This is a genomic window from Actinoplanes sp. NPDC051494, from assembly GCF_044454705.1.
Classification (GTDB): domain Bacteria; phylum Actinomycetota; class Actinomycetes; order Mycobacteriales; family Micromonosporaceae; genus Actinoplanes.
This window is the reverse complement of record NZ_JBITDZ010000009.1, coordinates 164957-183727: the sequence shown is the minus strand read 5'-3', so window position 1 is coordinate 183727 and position 18771 is coordinate 164957. Positions and strand designations below refer to the sequence as shown.

18 protein-coding genes and 2 tRNA genes are annotated in these 18771 nt (G+C 68.6%); 13 read left to right on the top strand and 7 right to left on the bottom strand.

Going from position 1 to position 18771, the window contains the following annotated elements:
• The first annotated feature begins 7 nt into the window (after positions 1-7).
• The 3 genes from gnd to ACIA6A_RS28415 are packed head-to-tail and all read left to right on the top strand — an operon-like array spanning position 8 to position 2567.
• Positions 8-880 (top strand): phosphogluconate dehydrogenase (NAD(+)-dependent, decarboxylating), encoded by an 873-nt coding sequence (gene gnd, locus ACIA6A_RS28425; protein ID WP_396100948.1) that lies wholly within the window; start codon positions 8-10, stop codon positions 878-880.
• Positions 881-883: 3 nt separating this feature from the next.
• Positions 884-2011, top strand: a complete 1128-nt coding sequence (recF, locus tag ACIA6A_RS28420; protein WP_396100947.1) for a DNA replication/repair protein RecF — start codon at positions 884-886, stop codon at positions 2009-2011.
• Entirely contained in the window at positions 2004-2567 is a 564-nt protein-coding gene (locus tag ACIA6A_RS28415) for a DciA family protein (protein WP_396100946.1), read from the top strand. The genes recF and ACIA6A_RS28415 overlap by 8 nt, the downstream gene beginning before the upstream one ends.
• A 3-nt stretch (positions 2568-2570) precedes the next feature.
• On the opposite strand, the gene ACIA6A_RS28410 is transcribed toward ACIA6A_RS28415, so the two are convergent.
• Positions 2571-3137 carry a hypothetical protein gene (locus tag ACIA6A_RS28410; protein ID WP_396100945.1) on the bottom strand — a complete coding sequence of 189 codons (567 nt, stop codon included), beginning with the start codon at positions 3135-3137 and terminating at the stop codon, positions 2571-2573.
• A gap of 618 nt (positions 3138-3755) precedes the next feature.
• Here ACIA6A_RS28410 and gyrB point away from each other — a divergent pair.
• From gyrB to ACIA6A_RS28380, 6 genes are all read left to right on the top strand, one after another.
• Positions 3756-5708: a DNA topoisomerase (ATP-hydrolyzing) subunit B gene (gyrB, locus tag ACIA6A_RS28405; protein WP_396100943.1), complete on the top strand. Its 1953-nt coding sequence runs from the start codon at positions 3756-3758 to the stop codon at positions 5706-5708.
• A 138-nt stretch (positions 5709-5846) separates the two neighbouring features.
• Complete coding sequence (gyrA, locus tag ACIA6A_RS28400; protein ID WP_396100942.1) at positions 5847-8357, top strand: DNA gyrase subunit A; 2511 nt, start codon at positions 5847-5849, stop codon at positions 8355-8357.
• A gap of 3 nt (positions 8358-8360) precedes the next feature.
• Positions 8361-9239, top strand: coding sequence for a DUF3566 domain-containing protein (locus tag ACIA6A_RS28395; protein ID WP_396100941.1), 879 nt, complete (start codon positions 8361-8363; stop codon positions 9237-9239).
• A gap of 99 nt (positions 9240-9338) precedes the next feature.
• A tRNA-Ile gene (locus ACIA6A_RS28390) sits at positions 9339-9415 on the top strand.
• A 36-nt stretch (positions 9416-9451) separates the two neighbouring features.
• Positions 9452-9580 carry a DLW-39 family protein gene (locus ACIA6A_RS28385; protein ID WP_396100940.1) on the top strand — a complete coding sequence of 43 codons (129 nt, stop codon included), beginning with the start codon at positions 9452-9454 and terminating at the stop codon, positions 9578-9580.
• Between the two features lie 13 nt (positions 9581-9593).
• Positions 9594-9669 (top strand) — tRNA-Ala (locus ACIA6A_RS28380).
• A 423-nt stretch (positions 9670-10092) separates the two neighbouring features.
• Here the strand turns inward: ACIA6A_RS28380 and ACIA6A_RS28375 are convergent.
• Positions 10093-10644: a GNAT family N-acetyltransferase gene (locus ACIA6A_RS28375; RefSeq protein WP_396100939.1), complete on the bottom strand. Its 552-nt coding sequence runs from the start codon at positions 10642-10644 to the stop codon at positions 10093-10095.
• 117 nt (positions 10645-10761) lie between these two features.
• Between ACIA6A_RS28375 and ACIA6A_RS28370 the strand changes: the two genes are divergently transcribed.
• Both ACIA6A_RS28370 and ACIA6A_RS28365 read left to right on the top strand, forming a co-directional pair.
• Positions 10762-12036: a class I SAM-dependent methyltransferase gene (locus tag ACIA6A_RS28370; RefSeq protein ID WP_396100938.1), complete on the top strand. Its 1275-nt coding sequence runs from the start codon at positions 10762-10764 to the stop codon at positions 12034-12036.
• 79 nt (positions 12037-12115) lie between these two features.
• Positions 12116-12514 carry an NUDIX domain-containing protein gene (locus ACIA6A_RS28365; protein WP_396100937.1) on the top strand — a complete coding sequence of 133 codons (399 nt, stop codon included), beginning with the start codon at positions 12116-12118 and terminating at the stop codon, positions 12512-12514.
• Between the two features lie 3 nt (positions 12515-12517).
• Here ACIA6A_RS28365 and ACIA6A_RS28360 read toward each other — a convergent pair whose 3' ends face one another.
• A complete protein-coding gene (locus tag ACIA6A_RS28360; RefSeq protein WP_396100936.1) occupies positions 12518-13033 on the bottom strand; it encodes a hypothetical protein in 516 nt (171 codons plus the stop codon).
• A 96-nt stretch (positions 13034-13129) separates the two neighbouring features.
• Between ACIA6A_RS28360 and ACIA6A_RS28355 the strand changes: the two genes are divergently transcribed.
• A complete protein-coding gene (locus tag ACIA6A_RS28355) occupies positions 13130-13690 on the top strand; it encodes a YbaK/EbsC family protein (protein WP_396100935.1) in 561 nt (186 codons plus the stop codon).
• Positions 13691-14830: 1140 nt separating this feature from the next.
• On the top strand, positions 14831-15331 hold the full coding sequence (locus tag ACIA6A_RS28350; protein ID WP_396100934.1) for a GNAT family N-acetyltransferase: 501 nt from the start codon (positions 14831-14833) through the stop codon (positions 15329-15331).
• 39 nt (positions 15332-15370) lie between these two features.
• On the opposite strand, the gene ACIA6A_RS28345 is transcribed toward ACIA6A_RS28350, so the two are convergent.
• Genes ACIA6A_RS28345 through ACIA6A_RS28330 form a run of 4 tightly spaced genes read right to left on the bottom strand, consistent with a single transcriptional unit; the run spans position 15371 to position 18632 of the window.
• Positions 15371-16012 (bottom strand): DsbA family protein, encoded by a 642-nt coding sequence (locus ACIA6A_RS28345; protein ID WP_396100933.1) that lies wholly within the window; start codon positions 16010-16012, stop codon positions 15371-15373.
• Positions 16009-16446, bottom strand: a complete 438-nt coding sequence (locus ACIA6A_RS28340; RefSeq protein ID WP_396100931.1) for a SufE family protein — start codon at positions 16444-16446, stop codon at positions 16009-16011. The genes ACIA6A_RS28345 and ACIA6A_RS28340 overlap by 4 nt, the downstream gene beginning before the upstream one ends.
• Before the next feature lie 24 nt (positions 16447-16470).
• Positions 16471-16863, bottom strand: coding sequence for a CBS domain-containing protein (locus ACIA6A_RS28335; RefSeq protein ID WP_396100930.1), 393 nt, complete (start codon positions 16861-16863; stop codon positions 16471-16473).
• 44 nt (positions 16864-16907) lie between these two features.
• On the bottom strand, positions 16908-18632 hold the full coding sequence (locus tag ACIA6A_RS28330; RefSeq protein WP_396100929.1) for a proline--tRNA ligase: 1725 nt from the start codon (positions 18630-18632) through the stop codon (positions 16908-16910).
• Positions 18633-18771 lie beyond the last annotated feature (139 nt).

Below are 18771 nucleotides of genomic sequence, written 5' to 3'. Positions count from 1 at the left end.
GAACACCATGCAGCTCGGTCTGATCGGGCTCGGCCGGATGGGCGGCAACATGCGCGATCGTCTGCGCGCCGCCGGCCACGAGGTGGTCGGCTTCGACCACCACCCGGATGTCACTGACGTCGCGAACCTTGCCGAGCTCGTCGACAAGCTCGCCGCGCCGCGCGTCGTGTGGACGATGGTCCCGGCCGGGAAGATCACCGAAGACACCATCAACGAGCTCGCCGACCTGCTCAGTGCGGGCGACGTGATCGTCGACGGTGGCAACTCGAAGTTCACCGACGACGGCCCGCGGGCCGAGCGCCTCGCCGCGAAGGGGATCGGCTACCTCGACTGTGGCGTCTCCGGTGGCGTCTGGGGCGCCCAGAACGGCTACGCCCTGATGGTCGGCGGCGACGCTGACAACGTCGCCAAGGCGCAGCCGATCTTCGACGCGTTGAAGCCGGCCGGCCCGTTCGGCTTCGCGCACGCCGGCCAGGTCGGTGCCGGTCACTACTCGAAGATGATCCACAACGGCATCGAGTACGCGATGATGCAGTCGTACGCCGAGGGTTACGAGATCCTCAAGGCGGCCGAGCTGGTCGACGACGTGCCCGCGGTCATCAAGAGCTGGCGGGAGGGCAGTGTCGTGAAGTCGTGGCTGCTCGACCTGCTGGACCGGGCCCTCGACGAGGACCCGGAGCTGGCGAACATCCGCGGTTACGCGGAGGACACCGGCGAGGGCCGTTGGACCGTCGACGAGGCAGTGCGTCTCGCCGTGCCGGCCAACGCGATCGCCGCGTCGCTGTTCGCACGCTTCCAGTCGCGCCAGGAGGACTCGCCGGCAATGAAGGCGATCGCCGCTCTGCGCAACCAGTTCGGCGGCCACGCCGTCAAGCGCTGATCCATGTACGTGCGCCGGGTCGAGCTCACCGACTTTCGTTCGTACGAGCGGGTGGCGGTTGATCTCGACCCCGGTGTCGCCGTTCTGGTCGGCCAGAACGGCATGGGCAAGACGAACCTGATCGAAGCCCTCGGCTATGTGGCCACCCTGGACAGTCACCGGGTGGCCACCGACGCGCCGCTGGTCCGGGCCGGTGCGACGTCGGCCGTGATCCGGTGCGAGATCGTCCACGATGGACGACAGCTGCTGGTCGAGCTGGAGATCGTGCCGGGCAAGGCGAACCGGGCCCGGCTCAACCGGTCACCCGTACGCCGCTCGCGTGACGTCCTGGGCGCCCTGCGCATGGTGCTCTTCGCTCCCGAGGACCTGGAACTGATCCGGGGCGACCCCTCCGAACGCCGCCGGTACCTCGATGACCTGCTCGTCGCCCGGCAACCCCGGTATGCCGGGGTGCGCGCCGACTACGACCGGGTCGTGAAGCAACGTAACGCCCTGTTGCGGACCGCCTACCTCACGCGCAAGGTCGGTGGCACCCGGGGACAGGACCTCTCGACGCTCGCCGTCTGGGACCAGCATCTCGTCCACCACGGTGCCGAGCTGCTCGCCGGCCGGATCGAGCTGGTCGCGGCGCTCGGCCCGCACCTGACCAAGGCCTACGACGCGGTCGCCGCCGGACGGACGTCCGCTTCCATCACGTACGCGTCCCGTCTGGGTGAAGGCCTGACCCCCGACCGCCCGGCGCTGGAGCAGGCTCTGCTCGCCTCGCTCGCGGAGCGTCAGCGTGCGGAGATCGAACGCGGGACCACCCTGGTCGGCCCGCATCGCGACGATCTCACCCTGGCCCTGGGAGATCTTCCGGCGAAGGGGTACGCGAGCCACGGCGAATCGTGGTCCTTCGCGCTCGCGTTGCGGCTGGCGGCGTACGACCTGCTCCGCACCGACGGCATCGAACCGGTCCTGGTCCTCGACGACGTGTTCGCCGAGCTCGACACCGGTCGCCGGGAAAGGCTGGCGGCCCTGGTCGCCGACGCGGCACAGTTGCTGGTGACGTGCGCGGTGCCGGAGGATGTGCCGGAGGCCCTCCAGGGTGCGCGCTACGACGTCGGAGCAGGAACGGTGACCCGTGTCTGACCAGAGTGCGGAAAAGCCGTCAGCGGGCCCGTCAGAGCCGCGGAAGGACGCCGGGCCCGCGGGGCCGGAGCTCGCCCGCGCGGTGCTGGACGCCGCTCTCGCCAAGCGCCGGGCGAATTTTCAGCAGCCCAGGCACCGTACCGATCAGGGTGGAGGCTCGGGCAAACGCCTGACCGGCTATTCCGGTCCGGGGCCGGACCCGCGCGATCCGCAGTTGTTCGGCGTCATGCTGGAACGGATCATGAAGCAGCGCGGCTGGCAGAAGCCGGCCGCCGAGGCCACCGTGTTCGGGGCCTGGGAGAAGGTCGTCGGCGAGGACATCGCCAAGCACAGCCGGCCGATCAAGCTCGACGACGGCGTGCTGACCGTCGAGGCGGAGTCGACGGCCTGGGCGACCCAGCTGCGGATGCTCGCCGGCAAGCTGCTCAAGAGCATCGCGGCCGAGGTCGGCCACAACGTCGTCAAGAAGCTCAACATCCACGGCCCGGCGGCGCCCTCCTGGAACAAGGGACCCCGCCGGGTCCAGGGCCGCGGCCCGAGAGACACGTACGGCTAGAACTCAGTAATCGGCGAAGACGGCGTATCCGCGGTCGGCGCAGCGGCGGTAGAAGCCGGACAGGACCGCGAGCTCGGTGCGGGCAAAACTCCAGTGCGGAGCATTTCCCGCCTCGTCGCGCAGGGCGGTCATGCGCTGGTCGAGCCAGCGCAGTTGCTGCTCGACCAGGCGCCCGTTGGCGACCGCCTCCCGCATCACGGTGGCGACGGTGTCGAACGTGACCAGGTCGCCGTACGGCTGGTGGCCCTCGACGAAGCGTTCAAGCCCGCCGGCGATCCAGGCACACCCGTCCGGGTCGATCACCGGGTCCTCGTCCTCGGCCGCGGCGTCAGTGGCATAGAGCACACCTTCAAGACCGAGCAGAAGATCGACGAGTTCCGTGTACGCGGTGGCGCGCACCGTTCCGGTCTTGGCTATGTGCAGCGCGAGTGCACCGGTCGGTGCGGCGATCTCCGGTGCGTCCGCGACGGCGCCGAAGTCGACGAACTCCGCCGGTGCCACCGGGTCGTAGAACCGGTTCGTGCGTGGCCAGAGCACAGCCACGTTGTCCAGCCCCTTGTCGTGCGCCATGGGGCCCACCCTTTCTCGACCTGCCGGCTGCGAGCGGCCGGCAGGGAACCTACCCGCCGGTCGCGGACCGTCCGGCCTTCCCCGGCCCGCGCGGGCGAGGTTACGACACTGTCGTACGCCGGCGCGAGGCAGTGTCGCGGGGACCGGGCTGTCGCACAGGAGTGTCGCAGCGCGTGGCGTCCGGCCCCGGAAGGCGCGCCCCGGCAGCCACCCGCCCGATGGTTCGCCGTTGCGGAGGGGTCGCATTCCGTGTAGGGGGACTCGCGGGAGAGACCCTTCTCCGGCCTACGGCAATCTGAGGTGCCCGCACGAGGGTGCCGGACCCTCTGCAACTCGCCCGGACGGAGTAGAATCGATGCAGACCGGGAAAGTTGTACCCGTGGCAGAGCGTCGATGCCCCTCAACCAGGCCGCGACGGGGTTCGTCACGCTACGCGATTTTTCCAGCCGATCACGATCCGCGGGACGACCGCGGCGACCGGCGCGCTCGGTTCCACCGGTGATCCGTCTTCCGCGGCTCCTCATCTGTGGTCCCTCCGGCGTGCCGGCTGCCCGCCGGTCTCCCCGTCAACCCCGTGACCGGGCCCCTCGTGGGACCGGTGCGAGAAAGTGGCCGAGGGTGGCAGAGAACACGCAGGAATACGGTGCCGGTTCCATCACCGTGCTCGAGGGTCTCGAGGCGGTCCGCAAGCGCCCGGGTATGTACATCGGCTCGACCGGTGAGCGGGGTCTGCACCACCTGGTCTGGGAGGTTGTGGACAACGCGGTCGACGAGGCGCTCGCCGGTTACTGCGACACCATCGACGTGGTCCTGCTGGCCGACGGTGGCGTCTCGGTCACCGACAACGGCCGTGGCTTCCCGGTCGACCTGCACCCCAAGCTGAAGAAGCCGGGTGTCGAGGTCGCGCTGACCGTCCTGCACGCGGGTGGCAAGTTCGACGGCAAGGCGTACGCGGTCTCCGGCGGTCTGCACGGCGTCGGTGTCTCCGTCGTGAACGCGCTCTCCACCAAGATGTTCGTGGAGATCAACAAGTCGGGCAACGTGTACCGGCAGCACTACACCGCGTCGAAGCCAGGTCCGCTCGAGAAGGGCGAGACCACCACGACGACCGGCTCGATGGTCCAGTTCTGGCCGGACCCGACGATCTTCGAGACCGTCGAGTTCGACTGGCAGACGATCTACCGCCGGATCCAGGAATACGCCTTCCTCAACAAGGCCCTGACGATCAACCTGACCGACGAGCGTGCCGCGTTCTTCGACGACGAGGGCAAGCCCCGCACGGTCACCTTCATGTACGAGAACGGCATCGCCGACTTCGTGCGTCACCTGAACGCCACCAAGACCCCGATCCACAAGACGGTGATCGAGTTCGAGGCCGAGGCCAACGACGAGGGCATGGCCCTCGAGATCGCCATGCAGTGGAACGAGTCGTACGGCGAGTCGGTCTACACGTTCGCCAACACGATCAACACCCACGAGGGTGGCACCCACGAGGAGGGCTTCCGGGCCGCGCTGACGAGCATCGTCAACCGCTACGGCGCCGAGAAGAAATTCCTCAAGGGCGACGAGAAGCTCTCCGGGGAGGACATCCGTGAGGGTCTCGCCGCGATCATCTCGGTGAAGCTGACGAACCCGCAGTTCGAGGGCCAGACCAAGACCAAGCTCGGTAACACGAACATGAAGAGCTTCGTCCAGAAGGTCGCCAACGAGAAGATCGCCGACTGGTTCGACCGTAACCCGGCCGACGCGAAGCAGATCATCACGAAGGCGTCGCAGGCCGCGCGGGCCCGGATCGCCGCTCAGCAGGCCCGCAAGCTGGCCCGGCGCAAGTCGCTGCTGGAGTCCGGCTCGATGCCGGGCAAGCTGGCCGACTGCCAGTCGACCGACCCGCGGGTGTCGGAGCTGTTCATCGTCGAGGGCGACTCGGCCGGCGGCTCGGCCAAGCAGGGCCGGGACAGCCAGATCCAGGCGATCCTGCCGATCCGCGGCAAGATCCTCAACGTGGAGAAGGCCCGGATCGACCGGGTGCTGAAGAACAACGAGGTCCAGGCGCTGATCACGGCCCTGGGCACCGGCATCCACGAGGAGTTCGACGTCGCCAAGCTGCGCTACCACAAGGTGGTGCTGATGGCGGACGCCGACGTCGACGGCCAGCACATCCAGACGCTGCTGCTGACGCTGCTGTTCCGCTTCATGCGGCCGTTGGTCGAGCTGGGTCACGTCTATCTCGCCGCCCCGCCGCTTTACAAGATCAAGTGGAACAAGCGCGGTGACGATGCCCAGTACGCCTACTCAGATTCTGAGCGTGACGGTCTGATCGCCCTGCGTCAGCAGAAGAAGGCGAACGCCAAGCCGGACGACATCCAGCGGTTCAAGGGTCTCGGCGAGATGAACTTCCTCGAGCTGTGGGACACGACCATGGACCCCACTACCCGTACGTTGAAGCAGGTCACTCTCGACGACGCTGCGACGGCCGACGAGCTCTTCAGCGTCCTTATGGGTGAGGACGTCGAAGCCCGCCGCTCGTTCATCCAGCGCAACGCCAAAGACGTGCGCTTCCTGGACATCTGATCCCGCCGGGAGCGGCGTCGTCAGGCGCCGCTCACCTCGGGTTATACACAGCGTTTCACTACTTTCCACAGCGTTATCCACAGCGAGATGCGTGTTTCAAGCCCATATGTCGGGTTTGACCGTGAGTAAGGGTTAACTGTGACGGATACTCCCGAGATCCCCGCCGAGGAGCCGCAGGACGTCGTCGGCGGCGGTGTCAGCCAGCGCGTCGAGCCGGTCGGGCTCGAGGTCGAGATGCAGCGGTCGTACCTCGATTACGCGATGAGCGTCATCGTCGGCCGAGCGCTGCCGGACGTGCGTGACGGCCTCAAGCCGGTGCACCGCAAGATCCTTTACGCCATGTACGACGCCGGCTTCCGCCCGGACCGTGGCTACGTCAAGTGTGCCCGCGTCGTCGGTGACGTCATGGGCAACTACCACCCGCACGGTGACTCGTCGATCTACGACGCCCTCGTGCGGATGGGGCAGCCGTGGTCGCTGCGCTACCCGCTGATCGACGGCAACGGCAACTTCGGTTCGCCGGGTAACGACCCGCCGGCCGCCATGCGGTACACCGAGTCGAAGCTCTCGCCGCTCGCCATGGAGATGCTGCGGGACATCGACGAGGACACCGTCGACATGCAGGACAACTACGACGGCCGGGCCAAGGAGCCCACGATCCTGCCGGCGCGGTTCCCCAACCTGCTCGTCAACGGTTCCGAGGGCATCGCCGTCGGTATGGCCACCAAGATCCCGCCGCACAACCTGCGCGAGATCGCCGCGGCCGTGCAGTGGTGCCTGGACCACCCGGAGGTCGACGAGGCGGAGACGCTCGAGGCGCTGCTGGAGATCGTCAAGGGTCCCGACTTCCCGACCAAGGGCCTCATCGTCGGTCAGCAGGCGATCCAGGATGCCTACCGCACCGGCCGCGGATCGATCCGCATGCGCGCCGTGGTCGAGGTGGAGGAGGACGCCCGGGGCCGGCCGTGTCTCGTCGTCACCGAGCTGCCCTACCAGGTCAACCCGGACAACCTCGCCGAGCGCGTGGCCGAGCTGGTCAAGGAAGGCAAGCTCACCGGCATCGCGGACATCCGGGACGAGTCGTCCGGCCGTACCGGCATGCGGTTGATCCTGGTCCTGAAGCGCGACGCGGTCGCGAAGGTCGTGCTGAACAACCTGTACAAGCACACCCAGCTGCAGGAGACGTTCGGCGCCAACATGCTGGCGCTGGTCGACGGCGTGCCCCGCACGCTCAACCTGGCGCAGTTCATCCGGTACTACGTCGAGCACCAGATCGAGGTCATCCGCCGGCGGACCGCGTTCCGTCTGCGCAAGGCCGAGGAACGCGCACACATCCTGCGCGGTCTGGTCAAGGCCCTCGACATGCTCGACGAGGTCATCGCGCTGATCCGGCGCACGCCGACCGTCGAGGAGTCCCGTCAGGGCCTCATGCAGCTGCTCGAGGTCGACGAGATCCAGGCCACGGCCATCCTCGACATGCAGCTGCGCCGGCTCGCCGGGATGGAACGCCAGAAGATCATCGACGAGCTCGCCAAGATCGAGCTCGAGATCGCCGACCTCAAGGACATCCTCGCCAAGCCCGAGCGGCAGCGGGCGATCGTCTCCGAGGAACTGGCCGAGATCGTCGCGCGCTTCGGTGACGAGCGGAAGACCCAGATCATCCCGTTCGATGGTGAGGTCTCGATGGAAGACCTCATCACGCGCGAGGACGTTGTGGTGACCATCACACGAACTGGTTACGCGAAGCGCACGAAGGTCGATCTTTACCGGTCACAGAAGCGCGGTGGCAAGGGCGTGAGCGGCGCGACCCTGCGCCAGGACGACATCGTCAGCCACTTCTTCGTGATCTCCACGCACTCGTGGATTCTGTTCTTCACGAACAAGGGCCGGGTCTACCGCGCCAAGGCGTACGAGCTGCCCGAGGCGAACCGTACGGCGAAGGGACAGCACGTCGCCAACCTGCTCGCCTTCCTGCCGGACGAGCACATCGCGCAGATCATCCAGATCCCGAACTACCAGGTCGAGCCGTACCTTGTGCTCGCCACCAAGAATGGTCTCGTGAAGAAGACCAGGCTCGAGGAATTTGACTCCAACCGCAGCGGTGGCATTATCGCCATCAACCTGCGGGAGGACGACGAGTTGGTGGGCGCCGCGCTGGCAGCACAGGAGAACGACCTGCTCCTGGTCTCGAAGAAGGCCCAGGCCATCCGGTTCAACGCGACTGATGACGCGCTGCGGCCGATGGGACGGGCGACCTCCGGGGTGATCGGCATGCGCTTCGGCGACAACGACGAGCTGCTCGCGATGGAGGTGGTTCGTGATGGCCTGGACGTTTTGGTCGCTACCAATGGCGGGTATGCCAAGCGAACGCCGATCGAGGAGTACCCAGTCCAGGGGCGGGGAGGCAAGGGCGTGCTGACGGCCAAGATCACCGAGCGTCGTGGTGGTCTCGTCGGGGCGCTCGTGATCGACCCGGAGGATGAACTGTTTGCCATCACCAGCAATGGTGGTGTCATCCGGACTCCCGTGAAGCCTGTACGGCGCACGCGGGATCGGAACACAATGGGGGTCAAGCTGATGGACCTCCCAGAAGGTGTAACCATCGTGGCGCTTGCTCGCAATGCCGACGAGCCTGACGAACAGGACTAGTTGATGCCGGAGACACAGGCGAAGTCGGGCGCGGGGGCTTCGGCCACTCCCGTCGATGAGGAGCCGAAAAAGGACGGCGCCGCATCGAACGGACGCGAGGCCGCTGGCCGTGCGGCTGTCCCCGCGGATGCCCCGTCCTCGCCGAAGTTCACTCGCGCGCCGGGCATGGCCCCGCCGCCGGGTGAACCCGCCGCTGACAGCAACGAGGGCCCGGCCGATGGCAAACGGCCGGGCGGTCCCTCGGTGGCGAAAGGTTCGGCCACTGTGCCGATCGTCACCAAGGGCAAGAGCGGCGGCGCCGCGACCCCGGGCAGCCAGGCCGGCCGTTCGGCGGTGACCCCGCCGCCGGCCAACCCCCAGACGGCCCCTCAGCGGCCCGGTGAGGCGCCCAAACGCCCCGCCGGTCCCGCGGCCAGCGGCGCGGCCGCGGTGGGCGCCGCACGCGTGTCCGAGGCGGTCCGCTCGGCCCGGTCCACGGTCTCGTCGGCCGCGGCCCGCGGTCCGCGGCGTGCGCGGCTGAACCTCAAGCGGATCGACCCCTGGTCCGTGATGAAGTTCGCCTTCGCGGTCTCCGTGGTCCTGTTCATCGTCGTGGTCGTCGCCACCTCGGTGCTGTACCTGGCCCTCGACGCCATGGGCGTCTGGGGTGAGGTCAACACCAGCCTCGCGTCCCTGGTGAGCGCCAGCGGCGGCGCCGACGCGGCGGCCACCACCGGTGGTGGCTTCCGCATCACGGCCTGGGGTGTCATCGGCACCTCCATGCTGATCGGCGCGGTCAACGTGGTGCTCTTCACGGCCCTGGCCACGCTCGGCGCGTTCATCTACAACGTGTGCGCCGACCTCGTCGGCGGCATCGAGCTCACGCTCGCCGAGCGCGACTGATCTGCACGTCAAACGGGTTGCGGCCGCCGCGGTGACGCGGTGGCCGCCCCCGATTTGAGTACGGCGAGGCGGTTACGGTAATCTTCCTATCGCTGTCGCGGGGCTATAGCTCAGTCGGTTAGAGCGCAGAGCTGATAACTCTGAGGTCGCTGGTTCGATTCCAGCTAGCCCCACCAAGCAGTCCTCCCACCGCTACACCAAGGGGACCGTCAATGCTCAAGAAGCTCCTGATCGTCGCCAGCCTCGTCGGGGTGACGGCTCTGGTCGTCAAGAAGGTCAAGGCCTCCAGCGACGAGCGCGCCCTCTGGCACGAAGCCACCACGGCACCCGACCTGCGATAGGTCCGGCCGTCTAGGGGCCCTAGCTCAATTGGCAGAGCACCGCCTTTGCAAGGCGGGGGTTAGGAGTTCGATTCTCCTGGGCTCCACCACACCGACCAAGACCCTCGGCGACGCGGGTCATCCGGGACCACCTCACGGTGGTCCCGTTCTTGTTTAACGGAGTTCCCCTCGGCCTCCGGGGCATCCCACCGGGCTGCGCACCGGCCGCCAGCGCGGGATCGGCCTCGCTGTCCTCCGGTAGCCGGCACATGATGCCGAGACGGGGGCGCGCAGACCGGTAGCCGTTTCGAACGGGCTGCTGGGGTGGCCCAGACACAGCGGATCCAGGCGGACACCGGGTATCTCGCCGGTCAGAGACGTCGCCGCGGTCGGCTCACACCGAACGCCGACGCGGTGCACAGCGGGCGGTCAGGGATGTGCGGGGCGGCCGCGAGGCGGTGCTCCCCGGTATCCGGGCCGGGTCGGACATCGGCCGGTTGACCAAAGGTGGTGCCGGCGGTTCCCGCGCGGGATCACCGGGTCGACGGCGGCCGGTCGGGGGCCAGGAGGGTCCAGATCTCGGTGTCGTGACGGATGCCCCGGTACAGGTAATTGCCGCGGAGCACGGCCTCGCGGGTCATTCCCAGGCGGGCCGCCACCGCGCTGCTCGCGGTGTTGTCCGTGCCGCAGCGCCATTCGACGCGATACATGCCCCGGGTGGTGAAGGCCCATTCGACGAGGTGGTGGGCGGCCCGGGTGATGAGACCCCGGCCGGTCGCCGCGGGTTCGAGCCAGCAACCGATCTCGCAGACGCCGCCGGCGGCGTCGAAGGACACGAACATCACGCCGCCGACCAGGACGTTCTCCTGCCAGATCCCGTAGATGCGGCCCTTGTCCTGAGCGGCTTTGTCGGCGTAGCGCTGCAAAGTGGCGGTGGCCGACGCCAGGTTGGTGCTGAGCGACGCCCAGGGAATCCAGGGGTCCACGCTGTCGCGGGCCCGGTCCATGTGGTCGAGAAATTCCTGGCCCTGCCACGGTTCGAGAGGGCGTAGCTCGGCCCCGGTTCCCAGCTTGATCGCATACACGCCTGCCAGCCTAAATGGCGTGGGCGGCGAGTTCTGCGTCACAAAGTAATGCATGGTACTTACATCTTTAAGTTTGCCGGGTGGATATTTAGCAGGACTAACCTTTAGAGGGGTGCGATGTCCTCTTCCACCGCGACCAAGCTGCTCGGACTCCTGGAGAGTCTGCTGCGGGCGCCGCTTCCCGTCCGGCTACGTGCCTGGGACGGCTCCGAGGCCGGCCCGCCCGATGCCCCGGTCCTGATCGTGCGGCGGCGCCGGGCCCTGCGCCGGCTGATGTGGCAGCCGAACGAACTCGGGCTCGCTCGCGCGTACGTGTCGGGGGATCTTGATGTGGAGGGTGATCTGTATGAAGCCCTGCACCGGACCGCCGGCCTGATCTGGGGTTCCGCCCCCGGCGGACGCTCGATGCCGACGCCGGCGGACGTTGCCGACCTGCTGCGACTCGGCATCGCCGGGCCGCAGCCGAAGCCGCCGGACGAAGAGATCGCGATGGCGGGCACCCGGCACAGCAAGCGCCGGGACCGGCAGGCGATCAGCCATCACTACGACGTCGGCAACGATTTCTACCGGATCGTGCTCGGCGAGAGCATGGTCTACTCGTGTGCGTACTGGACCGGCGACTACGGGCTGGCCGATGCGCAGCGCGACAAGCTGGACCTGATCTGCCGCAAGCTCGACCTCAAGCCGGGGATGCGATTGCTCGACGTCGGCTGCGGCTGGGGGAGCCTCGCGCTGCACGCTGCCCGCGAATACGGCGTGGATGTGGTCGGGATCACCCTGTCGGTCGAGCAGGCCGATTACGCCCGCAAACAGATCGCCGAGGCGGGTCTCACCGCCCACGTCGAGATCCGCGTGCAGGACTACCGCGACGTCGAGGACGGCGCCTTCGACGCGATCTCCAGTGTCGGGATGGCCGAACACGTCGGCACCGGGCCGTACGCCGACTATGCGGGGATCTTGTTTCACCTGCTCAAGCCGGGTGGACGGCTCCTCAACCACCAGATCGCAGCCCTGCATCCCGATCCGGCGCCGGCCGGGCGCAGACAACGGAGCTTCATTGACGCGTACGTGTTCCCGGACGGTGAGTTGGCGCCGATCGGCACGACCGTGAGTCTCCTGGAAGCGGCCGGATTCGAAGTCCGGGACGTGCAGGCATTGCGGGAGCACTACGCCAAGACGCTGCGCGCGTGGGTGGGTAATCTCGAAGCCGACTGGTCCACCGCAGTGAACCTCACGACGCCCGGCCGCGCGCGGGTGTGGCGCCTCTACATGGCCGCATCGGCGATCGCGTTCGAGCGGGCGCATATCGGCGTCAACCAGGTGCTCTGCGTCAAGACCCCACGAGACGGCACCAGCGGGATGGCGCCGACCAGAGAAGGATGGCTGCCCTGATACCGGTTTCATCAGTTCTTCGCGCTTGCGTACCCGTTCCGGCGCACACCGGGCGGGCCGGCTTGAGTAGCCTTCACTCGTGAGTGGACGGAGACGAGCCGCTGCCATCATCGTGCGGGACCGGCGGGTGTTGATGGTGCACGAGCGGAGCCGGCGAGAAGGACTTCGGGAGTGGTGGACACTGCCCGGAGGCGGGATCGACCCGGGAGAGACAGCAGAAGACGCCGTACGCCGTGAGGTGCTGGAAGAGGTCGGGCTGGTGGTCAAAGAGGCCCGCTACCTCCAGGACATGCCGTACCCGTCCGGTATGACCTCGGTGTTCGCGTGCACTGTCGGCGACGGGGAGCCGGAACTCGGCCCCCACGTCGACGGGCCGGAACCGATCGGACTGGACTGGGTTCCGCTGCCGGACGTGCTGCCCGGGGAGGACGGGCTGGTGCCGATCCCCCCGATGATCGTCGCGATGCGTCTGGACTGACGGTCAGACCGTCTCGGCTGGGGCTTCCTGCCGCTGGGACGTGACCTCGGGATGCGGGCGCAGGCCGGTGACGTCCGGCTTCGGTCGCTGCGCTTCGAGCTGCGCCGGCGACTTCGGCTCCCTCGGTTCCGCGGGCGGGGGATCCGAGATGGTCCGGTAGCGCTCGGCGACGAAATAGACGCAGCTCAGCGCGTACGCGAGGGCCAGCAGGAGACCGACGGCCCGGACCGTCGCCGGCGCGACAACCAGGAGTGTCGCACTCAGCGCGCCCCCCGCCCAGCTCGCGAGCAGCACGGTGTTGACCGTGTCATGGGAGGCCCAGCCGCCGACGTTGCGCCGGCGGGCCTGACGTTGCACCTCGGTGAGCAGGGCATGCCCCATCCCGACCGCGAGCATGCCGAGCAGAATGGTGGCGAAGATCGAGTGCGCGCCCCCGGCGACAGCGGCGACCGCCGTACCACCGGCCAACAGGGCGAGGCCACTGACGGTCCCGACTCTGCCGCTACGTCTCTCTCTCACATCCACTGACAGTCGGCAGGATCGCCCCAGGTCTGAGGCGGAACACCCGACGACCTTGCCGGTCCCGAGTGGTTAGGGCGGCCGAATCGGGGGAGGATGTCGTGCGTGATCGGAAGCCTGAAGCTCGAACCCGCGATCTCCCGCCTCGACCTGCTCGCCGCTCCGGTGGCCGCCGCCCTGGAGGTCTGGCCCGCCGAGGCACCCATCGACGGTGACCAGGTGCTGGTCGCCCCGATCGATGCCACGCTGGCGGACACCGCGGCCTTCTGCGAGGCCTACGACGTCAGCCTCGAGGAGTCGGCCAACTGCGTGATCGTGGCCGGCCGGCGAGGCGACATCACCAGGTACGCGGCCTGCGTCGTCCTCGCCACGACCAGGGCGGACGTCAACGGCCTGGTCCGCCGCCACCTGGACGCCCGGAAGGCAAGCTTCGCCCCGATGGACGACGCGGTCCGCCTGACCGGCATGGAATACGGCGGCATCACCCCCATCGGCCTCCCGAAGGACTGGCCGGTCCTGGTCGACGCCCGCGTCATCGCCAAACCCCATGTGATCATCGGCTCGGGCGTCCGCCACAGCAAGATCGCCATCGCCGGCCCAGCGCTGGGAGCCCTACCCGGCGCCGAGGTCATCGAAGGCCTGGCTCACGAGGCCTGACCTCCTGGGCCCGCCGGGTGCCCGACGCCGGGTGCCACCATCGGATGTCGATGTCGCTGTCGTTGTCGCGGTGCCGCCGCTGTCGTTGTCGCGGTGCCGCCGCGGTGTGTCCGCCGCACGCCTGCTGCCTGCCGCCTGCCGCCTGCCGCTGGGTGCTGAGGGCTGGGTGCTGAGGGCTGGGCGGCTGAGGGCTGGGCGGCTGAGGGCTGGGCGGCTGAGGGCTGGGCGGCTGAGGGCTGGGCGGCTGAGGGCTGGGCGCCGAGGTATCGGCATCCCCGCCGGCGGTCCGGAGGTGTCTGGCCTTCGCCAGTTCTCCTCGCCGCGTTGATCAACTCTCCGTCCATGCTGCCGTCGCCGGCCGGTAGTCGGTTGCTGTCACCGTTTGGCTCACGGCTGTAGCTACGGGTCGTTGCGTCTGTTTCCGCGGCTGGTCGCGATGGCTGCCGACGGCGTTCGCTGGACGGCGAGCTGCTGAGCGAAGGCAGCGACGAGAAGGCTTGCGCCGATCGTATGGCCGTCCGAGCCGCTCTTCCGGCCGAGGGTGATGCCCATGACGGCCGCTCGGCGGACGCAGGAGTCCCGCCCGTCCAAGCCCCACTCGATGGAGCCACACCAGCTCGATCCATGCTCCGCGTGCCGGGCCGCCGTGCCGGGCCGCCGTGCCGGGCGGCCGTGCCGGGCCGCCGTGCCGGGCGGCCGTGCCGGGCCGCCGTGCCGGGCCGCCGTGCCGGGCCGCCGTGCCGGACCGCCGTGCCGAACCGCCGTGCCGAGCCGCCGTGCCGAGCCGCCGTGCCGGGCCGCTCTGCCGAGCTGCCGTGCCGGACCTCCCTGCCGAGCTGCCCTGCCGAGCTGCCGTGCCGTGCTGGGCTGCCGTGCCGTGCTGGGCTGCCGTGCCGTGCTGGGCTGCCGTGCCGTGCTGAGCTGCCGTGCCGTGCTGGGCTGCCGTGCTGAGCTGCCGTGCCGTGCTGGGCTGCCGTGCTGAGCTGCCGTGCCGGGCTGCCGTGCTGGGATGGGCTGGGCTGGGCTGTGCCCGCCCGCCACCTCGGCAGCGGCAGCCGCCGTGGAGAGGCGTTGTGGAATGTGGTGGACAGAGGGGAGGGCCCCTGGGACGCTCCGGGCGTGTTGATTCGAGCTTTGCGGGTGGGGGACCTCGAGCTGATCCGAGACCTGGAGTTGCGGGCCGGAGCGCTCTTCCGTTCGATGGGGATGCCCGACATCGCGGAGCATCCGGTCCCGGCGGCTGATGAGTTGGCTCGGTTCGTGCACGCTGAGCGGGCGTGGGCCGTTGCCGCGGCGGGCGACGTTCCGGTGGCTTTCGTGCTGGTCGACGTGGTTGACGGGCTCGCTCATGTCGAACAGGTCAGTGTCGAACCCGCGTACGCCCGAAGACGACTGGGCTCATCTCTGCTCGACCACGTCGAGACCTGGGCGGCCGGCCAGAAAATGCAGGCGTTGACCCTGACGACTTTTCGGCACGTGCCGTGGAACGCGCCCTACTACGCGCGCTTGGGCTTTGTGGAGCTGGCCGACGCTGAGCGGGGACCCGAGTTGGTCGCATTGATGGCGAAGGAAGCGCGGCACGGGCTCGACCCGGCCGACCGGGTCGCCATGCGCAGGCCGGTGCGTTCAGCAGCCGCGTAGCGCGTACTCAGTTTCATCGATGTTGTTTCACGTGGAACATCATTGATCGACGTCGACGGACTCGCGACGGGCAATCTCCTCCAGGGCCGAGTGCAGTACGGCTTTCTCCTGAGCGCCCTGGACCACGTACCTACCGTCGATGACGAGGGTCGGGACGCTGGTGATGCCGAGCTCGCGCGCCTCGGCGAGGTCGGCGTTCACCGCGTCCGTTCCGGCATGCGAGGCGAGGTAGATGCCGGCTGCCTGTTCGTTTAGGCCGATCGATCCGGCGAGCCGGGCCAGTTCGGTACGGGAGCCGAGGTCGACGCCCTGCTCGAAGTGGGCTCGCTGCAGAGTGTCGATCATCATCAGCTGGAGGTCCTGGGTGGCGGCCCAGGCGGCGAGGCGGTGGGCGTCGAACGTGTTGGCAGCGATGGCACGGTCGAAGTCCAGCACGAGGCCCTCACCCGCGGCGAGCGAGGTGACCTGGGTGAACATCTGCTCGACGCGCTCGGGGTCGCCCAGTTTCGCCGCCACGGCCTGCTTGACCGGGAGAGGCCGGGGCACAGGTGCCGGATCGAGTTGGAAGGCCCGGAACGTGACTGTCACGTCGCCCGGGAACTCCTGCAGGACCGCTTCCAGCCGGTGCTTGCCCAGGTAGCACCAGGGGCAGACGAGGTCGGACCAGACCTCGACGTTCATGTCGGCGTGCCGGTCTGCTCCTGTACCTGACGCTTGAGGCGGCCGAGGATCGCCGTGCCGCCGCGAAGCCGTAGCGGGCTGATCGCGGTGGCGAGGCCCATGCGGTTGTAGAGGTCGTCCGGCACGGCGAGGATCTCCGACGCGGTCGCCCCGGCCAGGCCTTCGGCGAGGATGCCGGCGAACGCCCGGGTGGTCGGGGCCTCGGGCGGGCAGTCGAACCAGGTCGTCACCGTCTGGTCGGTCTGGACCTCGGCGCGCAGGAAGAACTGGGTCTGGCACTCCGGGACCTGCTCCATGCCCTCGTGGCCACGGAGCTCGGCGGGCAGGACGGGCATCTCGTCGGAGAATTCCAGCAGCATCTCGAGGACGACCTCACGTGGGGCGGAGGCGAACTCGTCGACGATCTCGGCCAGTTTCGGGGGCATGTCACTCACGTTGGAGACCTTACGTCGCGTCGGTCAGACCGGAGCCGAGGCCGGCAGGAGGGCCACGTCACTGAGGCTGAGGATGCCGACCACTTTGCGGTCGGCGTCGCAGACGAGCAGTCGGCGGATGTCCCGGTCGCGCATCGCTCGTACCGCCTCCTCCACGGTGGCGGCCTGCTCGACCATGATCAGTTCCCGGGAGGCGATCGCCGCGAGGGTGGTGGTCTTCGGTGAAAGACCCTCGGCGATCGCGCGCACCACGATGTCCCGATCGGTGACCAGACCGGCGATCGTCGGTCCGCTGGTCACCACCACGTCGCCGATGTGCTGGTCCCGCATGGCCCGCGCGGCCTCGTCGAGAGGCGTGTCGCCCGGTAGGTAGACGACCCGCCGCGTCATCACATCTGCCACTGCCGTTCTCGCCATGGCTCCGAACCTCCCCGTTGCATCCCGAACGTCCTGTTCCGCGGTTACCCGACCAGGGCTTCGGCAACCTCCGTGATGAGCATGTCGTGGCGTTCACCCGTACGGCGGTCACGGATTTCCGCATATCCCTCGGAGAGCCGGCGGCCGACCACGACGGCACGCCGGATGCCGATGAGCTCGGCGTCGGTGAACTTGACCCCGGCCGACAGCTGCGGGCGGTCGTCGACGAGCACCCGCAGACCTGCGGCCTCGAGTTCCGCCGCCAAGCGCAGTGCCGCCTCGATCTGCCCGTCCTTGCCGGCACCGATGACGTGCACGTCGGCGGGGGCGACCTCGTCGGGCCACAGGATGCCGCGGTCGTCGCGGTGCTGCTCGGCGATCGCGGCGACCGCCCGGGAGACGCCGATGCCGTACGAACCCATGGTCGGGCGCACGGGCTTGCCGTCGGCGCCGAGCACGTCGATCTTGAACGCGTCGGTGTACTTCCGGCCGAGCTGGAAGATATGGGCGAGCTCGATGCCGCGGCGGATGGTCACCTCACCCTCCCGGCACTGCGGACAGGTGTCACCCGCTCGGACCTCGGCGGCTTCGATCGTGCCGTCGGGTGTGAAGTCGCGGCCCGCGACCACCGAGGTGGCGTGCCGCCCCGCTTCGTTGGCCCCGGTCAGCCAGGCACTGCCCGGCACGACCCGAGGGTCGGCGAGATAACGCAGGGTCAGGCCTTGCGGGCCGATGTAACCGCGGACGAGTTCGGGACGGGACGCGAAGTCGTCGAACATCGTGACGGTGGCCGGGCTGAGCGCAGCCTCCAGCCGTTTCATGTCGATCTCGCGGTCGCCGGGCACGCCGATGGCGAGCACCTGGTCGTCCTTGCCGGGGTGGTGCACGGTCACCACGACGTTCTTGAGCGTGTCGGCGGCGGTCCAGTCGGTGCGGCCGTCGAGCGCCCGGGCGTTGGCTAGGTCGACGAGCGAGGCGATGGTGGGGGTGCCGGGTGTGTCGTGCACGGTCAGGGGACCGTGCTCACGGTCGTCGCCGGCCGGCACGGGAGTGACGACCGCCTCCGTGTTGGCCGCGTAGTCGCAGTTCGTGCAGCCGACGAAGGTGTCCTCGCCGACCTCTGCCGCCGCCAGGAACTCCTCGGACGCCGAACCGCCCATGGCCCCGGACATAGCGGCCACGATGGTGTGTTCCAAACCGAGCCGTTCGAAGATCTTCCGGTACGCGACACGGTGCTTCGCGTACGCCTCGGCGAGCCCCTCGTCGGTCAGGTCGAACGAGTAGGCGTCCTTCATGAGGAACTCGCGTCCGCGCAGCAGCCCGGCCCGGGGACGGGTCTCGTCGCGGAACTTGGTCTGCACCTGGAACAGGATGAGCGGGTAGTCCCGGTATGAACTCGTCATGTCCTGCACGAGCAGCGCGAACATCTCCTCGTGCGTGGGTGCCAGCAGGTAGTCGGAGCCCCGGCGGTCCTTCAGGGTGAAGAGGTCGTCGCCGTATTCGGTCCAGCGCCCGCTGATGTCGTACGGCTCACGCGGCAGCAGCGCGGGGAAGCCCACCTCCTGCCCACCTATCGCCGCCATCTCCTCCCGGACGATCTGCGTCACGCGATCGAGCACCAGCTTGCCGAGCGGCAGCCACGTGTAGCCGCCCGGAGCCGCGCGGCGGATGTATCCGGCACGCAGGAGCAGCCGGTGACTCGGCACCTCCGCCTCCGCGGGCTCCTCACGCAGGGTTCTCAGCAGCATCGTGGACATTCGCATCGCCATGCCGCAGAGCGTAGAAGGGTCGGCCGCCGACGGCATCGAGTTATCCACAGGGCCGCTGACTGTCGCCATCGTCACGCTGCCGTTCCCGGCCCGACGGTGGAAAACTAACTTGAAGTTACAGGTAAAAGGACGTTAAGGG

What these genes read in the sequence shown, in the direction of transcription:
- gnd (WP_396100948.1), top strand. Translation starts at nt 8, where the DNA reads ATGCAGCTCGGTCTGATCGGGCTCGGCCGGATGGGCGGCAACATGCGC.
- recF (WP_396100947.1), top strand. Translation starts at nt 884, where the DNA reads ATGTACGTGCGCCGGGTCGAGCTCACCGACTTTCGTTCGTACGAGCGG.
- ACIA6A_RS28410 (WP_396100945.1), bottom strand. Translation starts at nt 3,137, where the DNA reads ATGGCGCACGACAAGGGGCTGGACAACGTGGCTGTGCTCTGGCCACGC.
- ACIA6A_RS28395 (WP_396100941.1), top strand. Translation starts at nt 8,361, where the DNA reads ATGCCGGAGACACAGGCGAAGTCGGGCGCGGGGGCTTCGGCCACTCCC.
- ACIA6A_RS28385 (WP_396100940.1), top strand. Translation starts at nt 9,452, where the DNA reads ATGCTCAAGAAGCTCCTGATCGTCGCCAGCCTCGTCGGGGTGACGGCT.
- ACIA6A_RS28370 (WP_396100938.1), top strand. Translation starts at nt 10,762, where the DNA reads ATGTCCTCTTCCACCGCGACCAAGCTGCTCGGACTCCTGGAGAGTCTG.
- ACIA6A_RS28355 (WP_396100935.1), top strand. Translation starts at nt 13,130, where the DNA reads ATGTCGTGCGTGATCGGAAGCCTGAAGCTCGAACCCGCGATCTCCCGC.
- ACIA6A_RS28345 (WP_396100933.1), bottom strand. Translation starts at nt 16,012, where the DNA reads ATGAACGTCGAGGTCTGGTCCGACCTCGTCTGCCCCTGGTGCTACCTG.
- ACIA6A_RS28335 (WP_396100930.1), bottom strand. Translation starts at nt 16,863, where the DNA reads ATGGCGAGAACGGCAGTGGCAGATGTGATGACGCGGCGGGTCGTCTAC.
- ACIA6A_RS28330 (WP_396100929.1), bottom strand. Translation starts at nt 18,632, where the DNA reads ATGGCGATGCGAATGTCCACGATGCTGCTGAGAACCCTGCGTGAGGAG.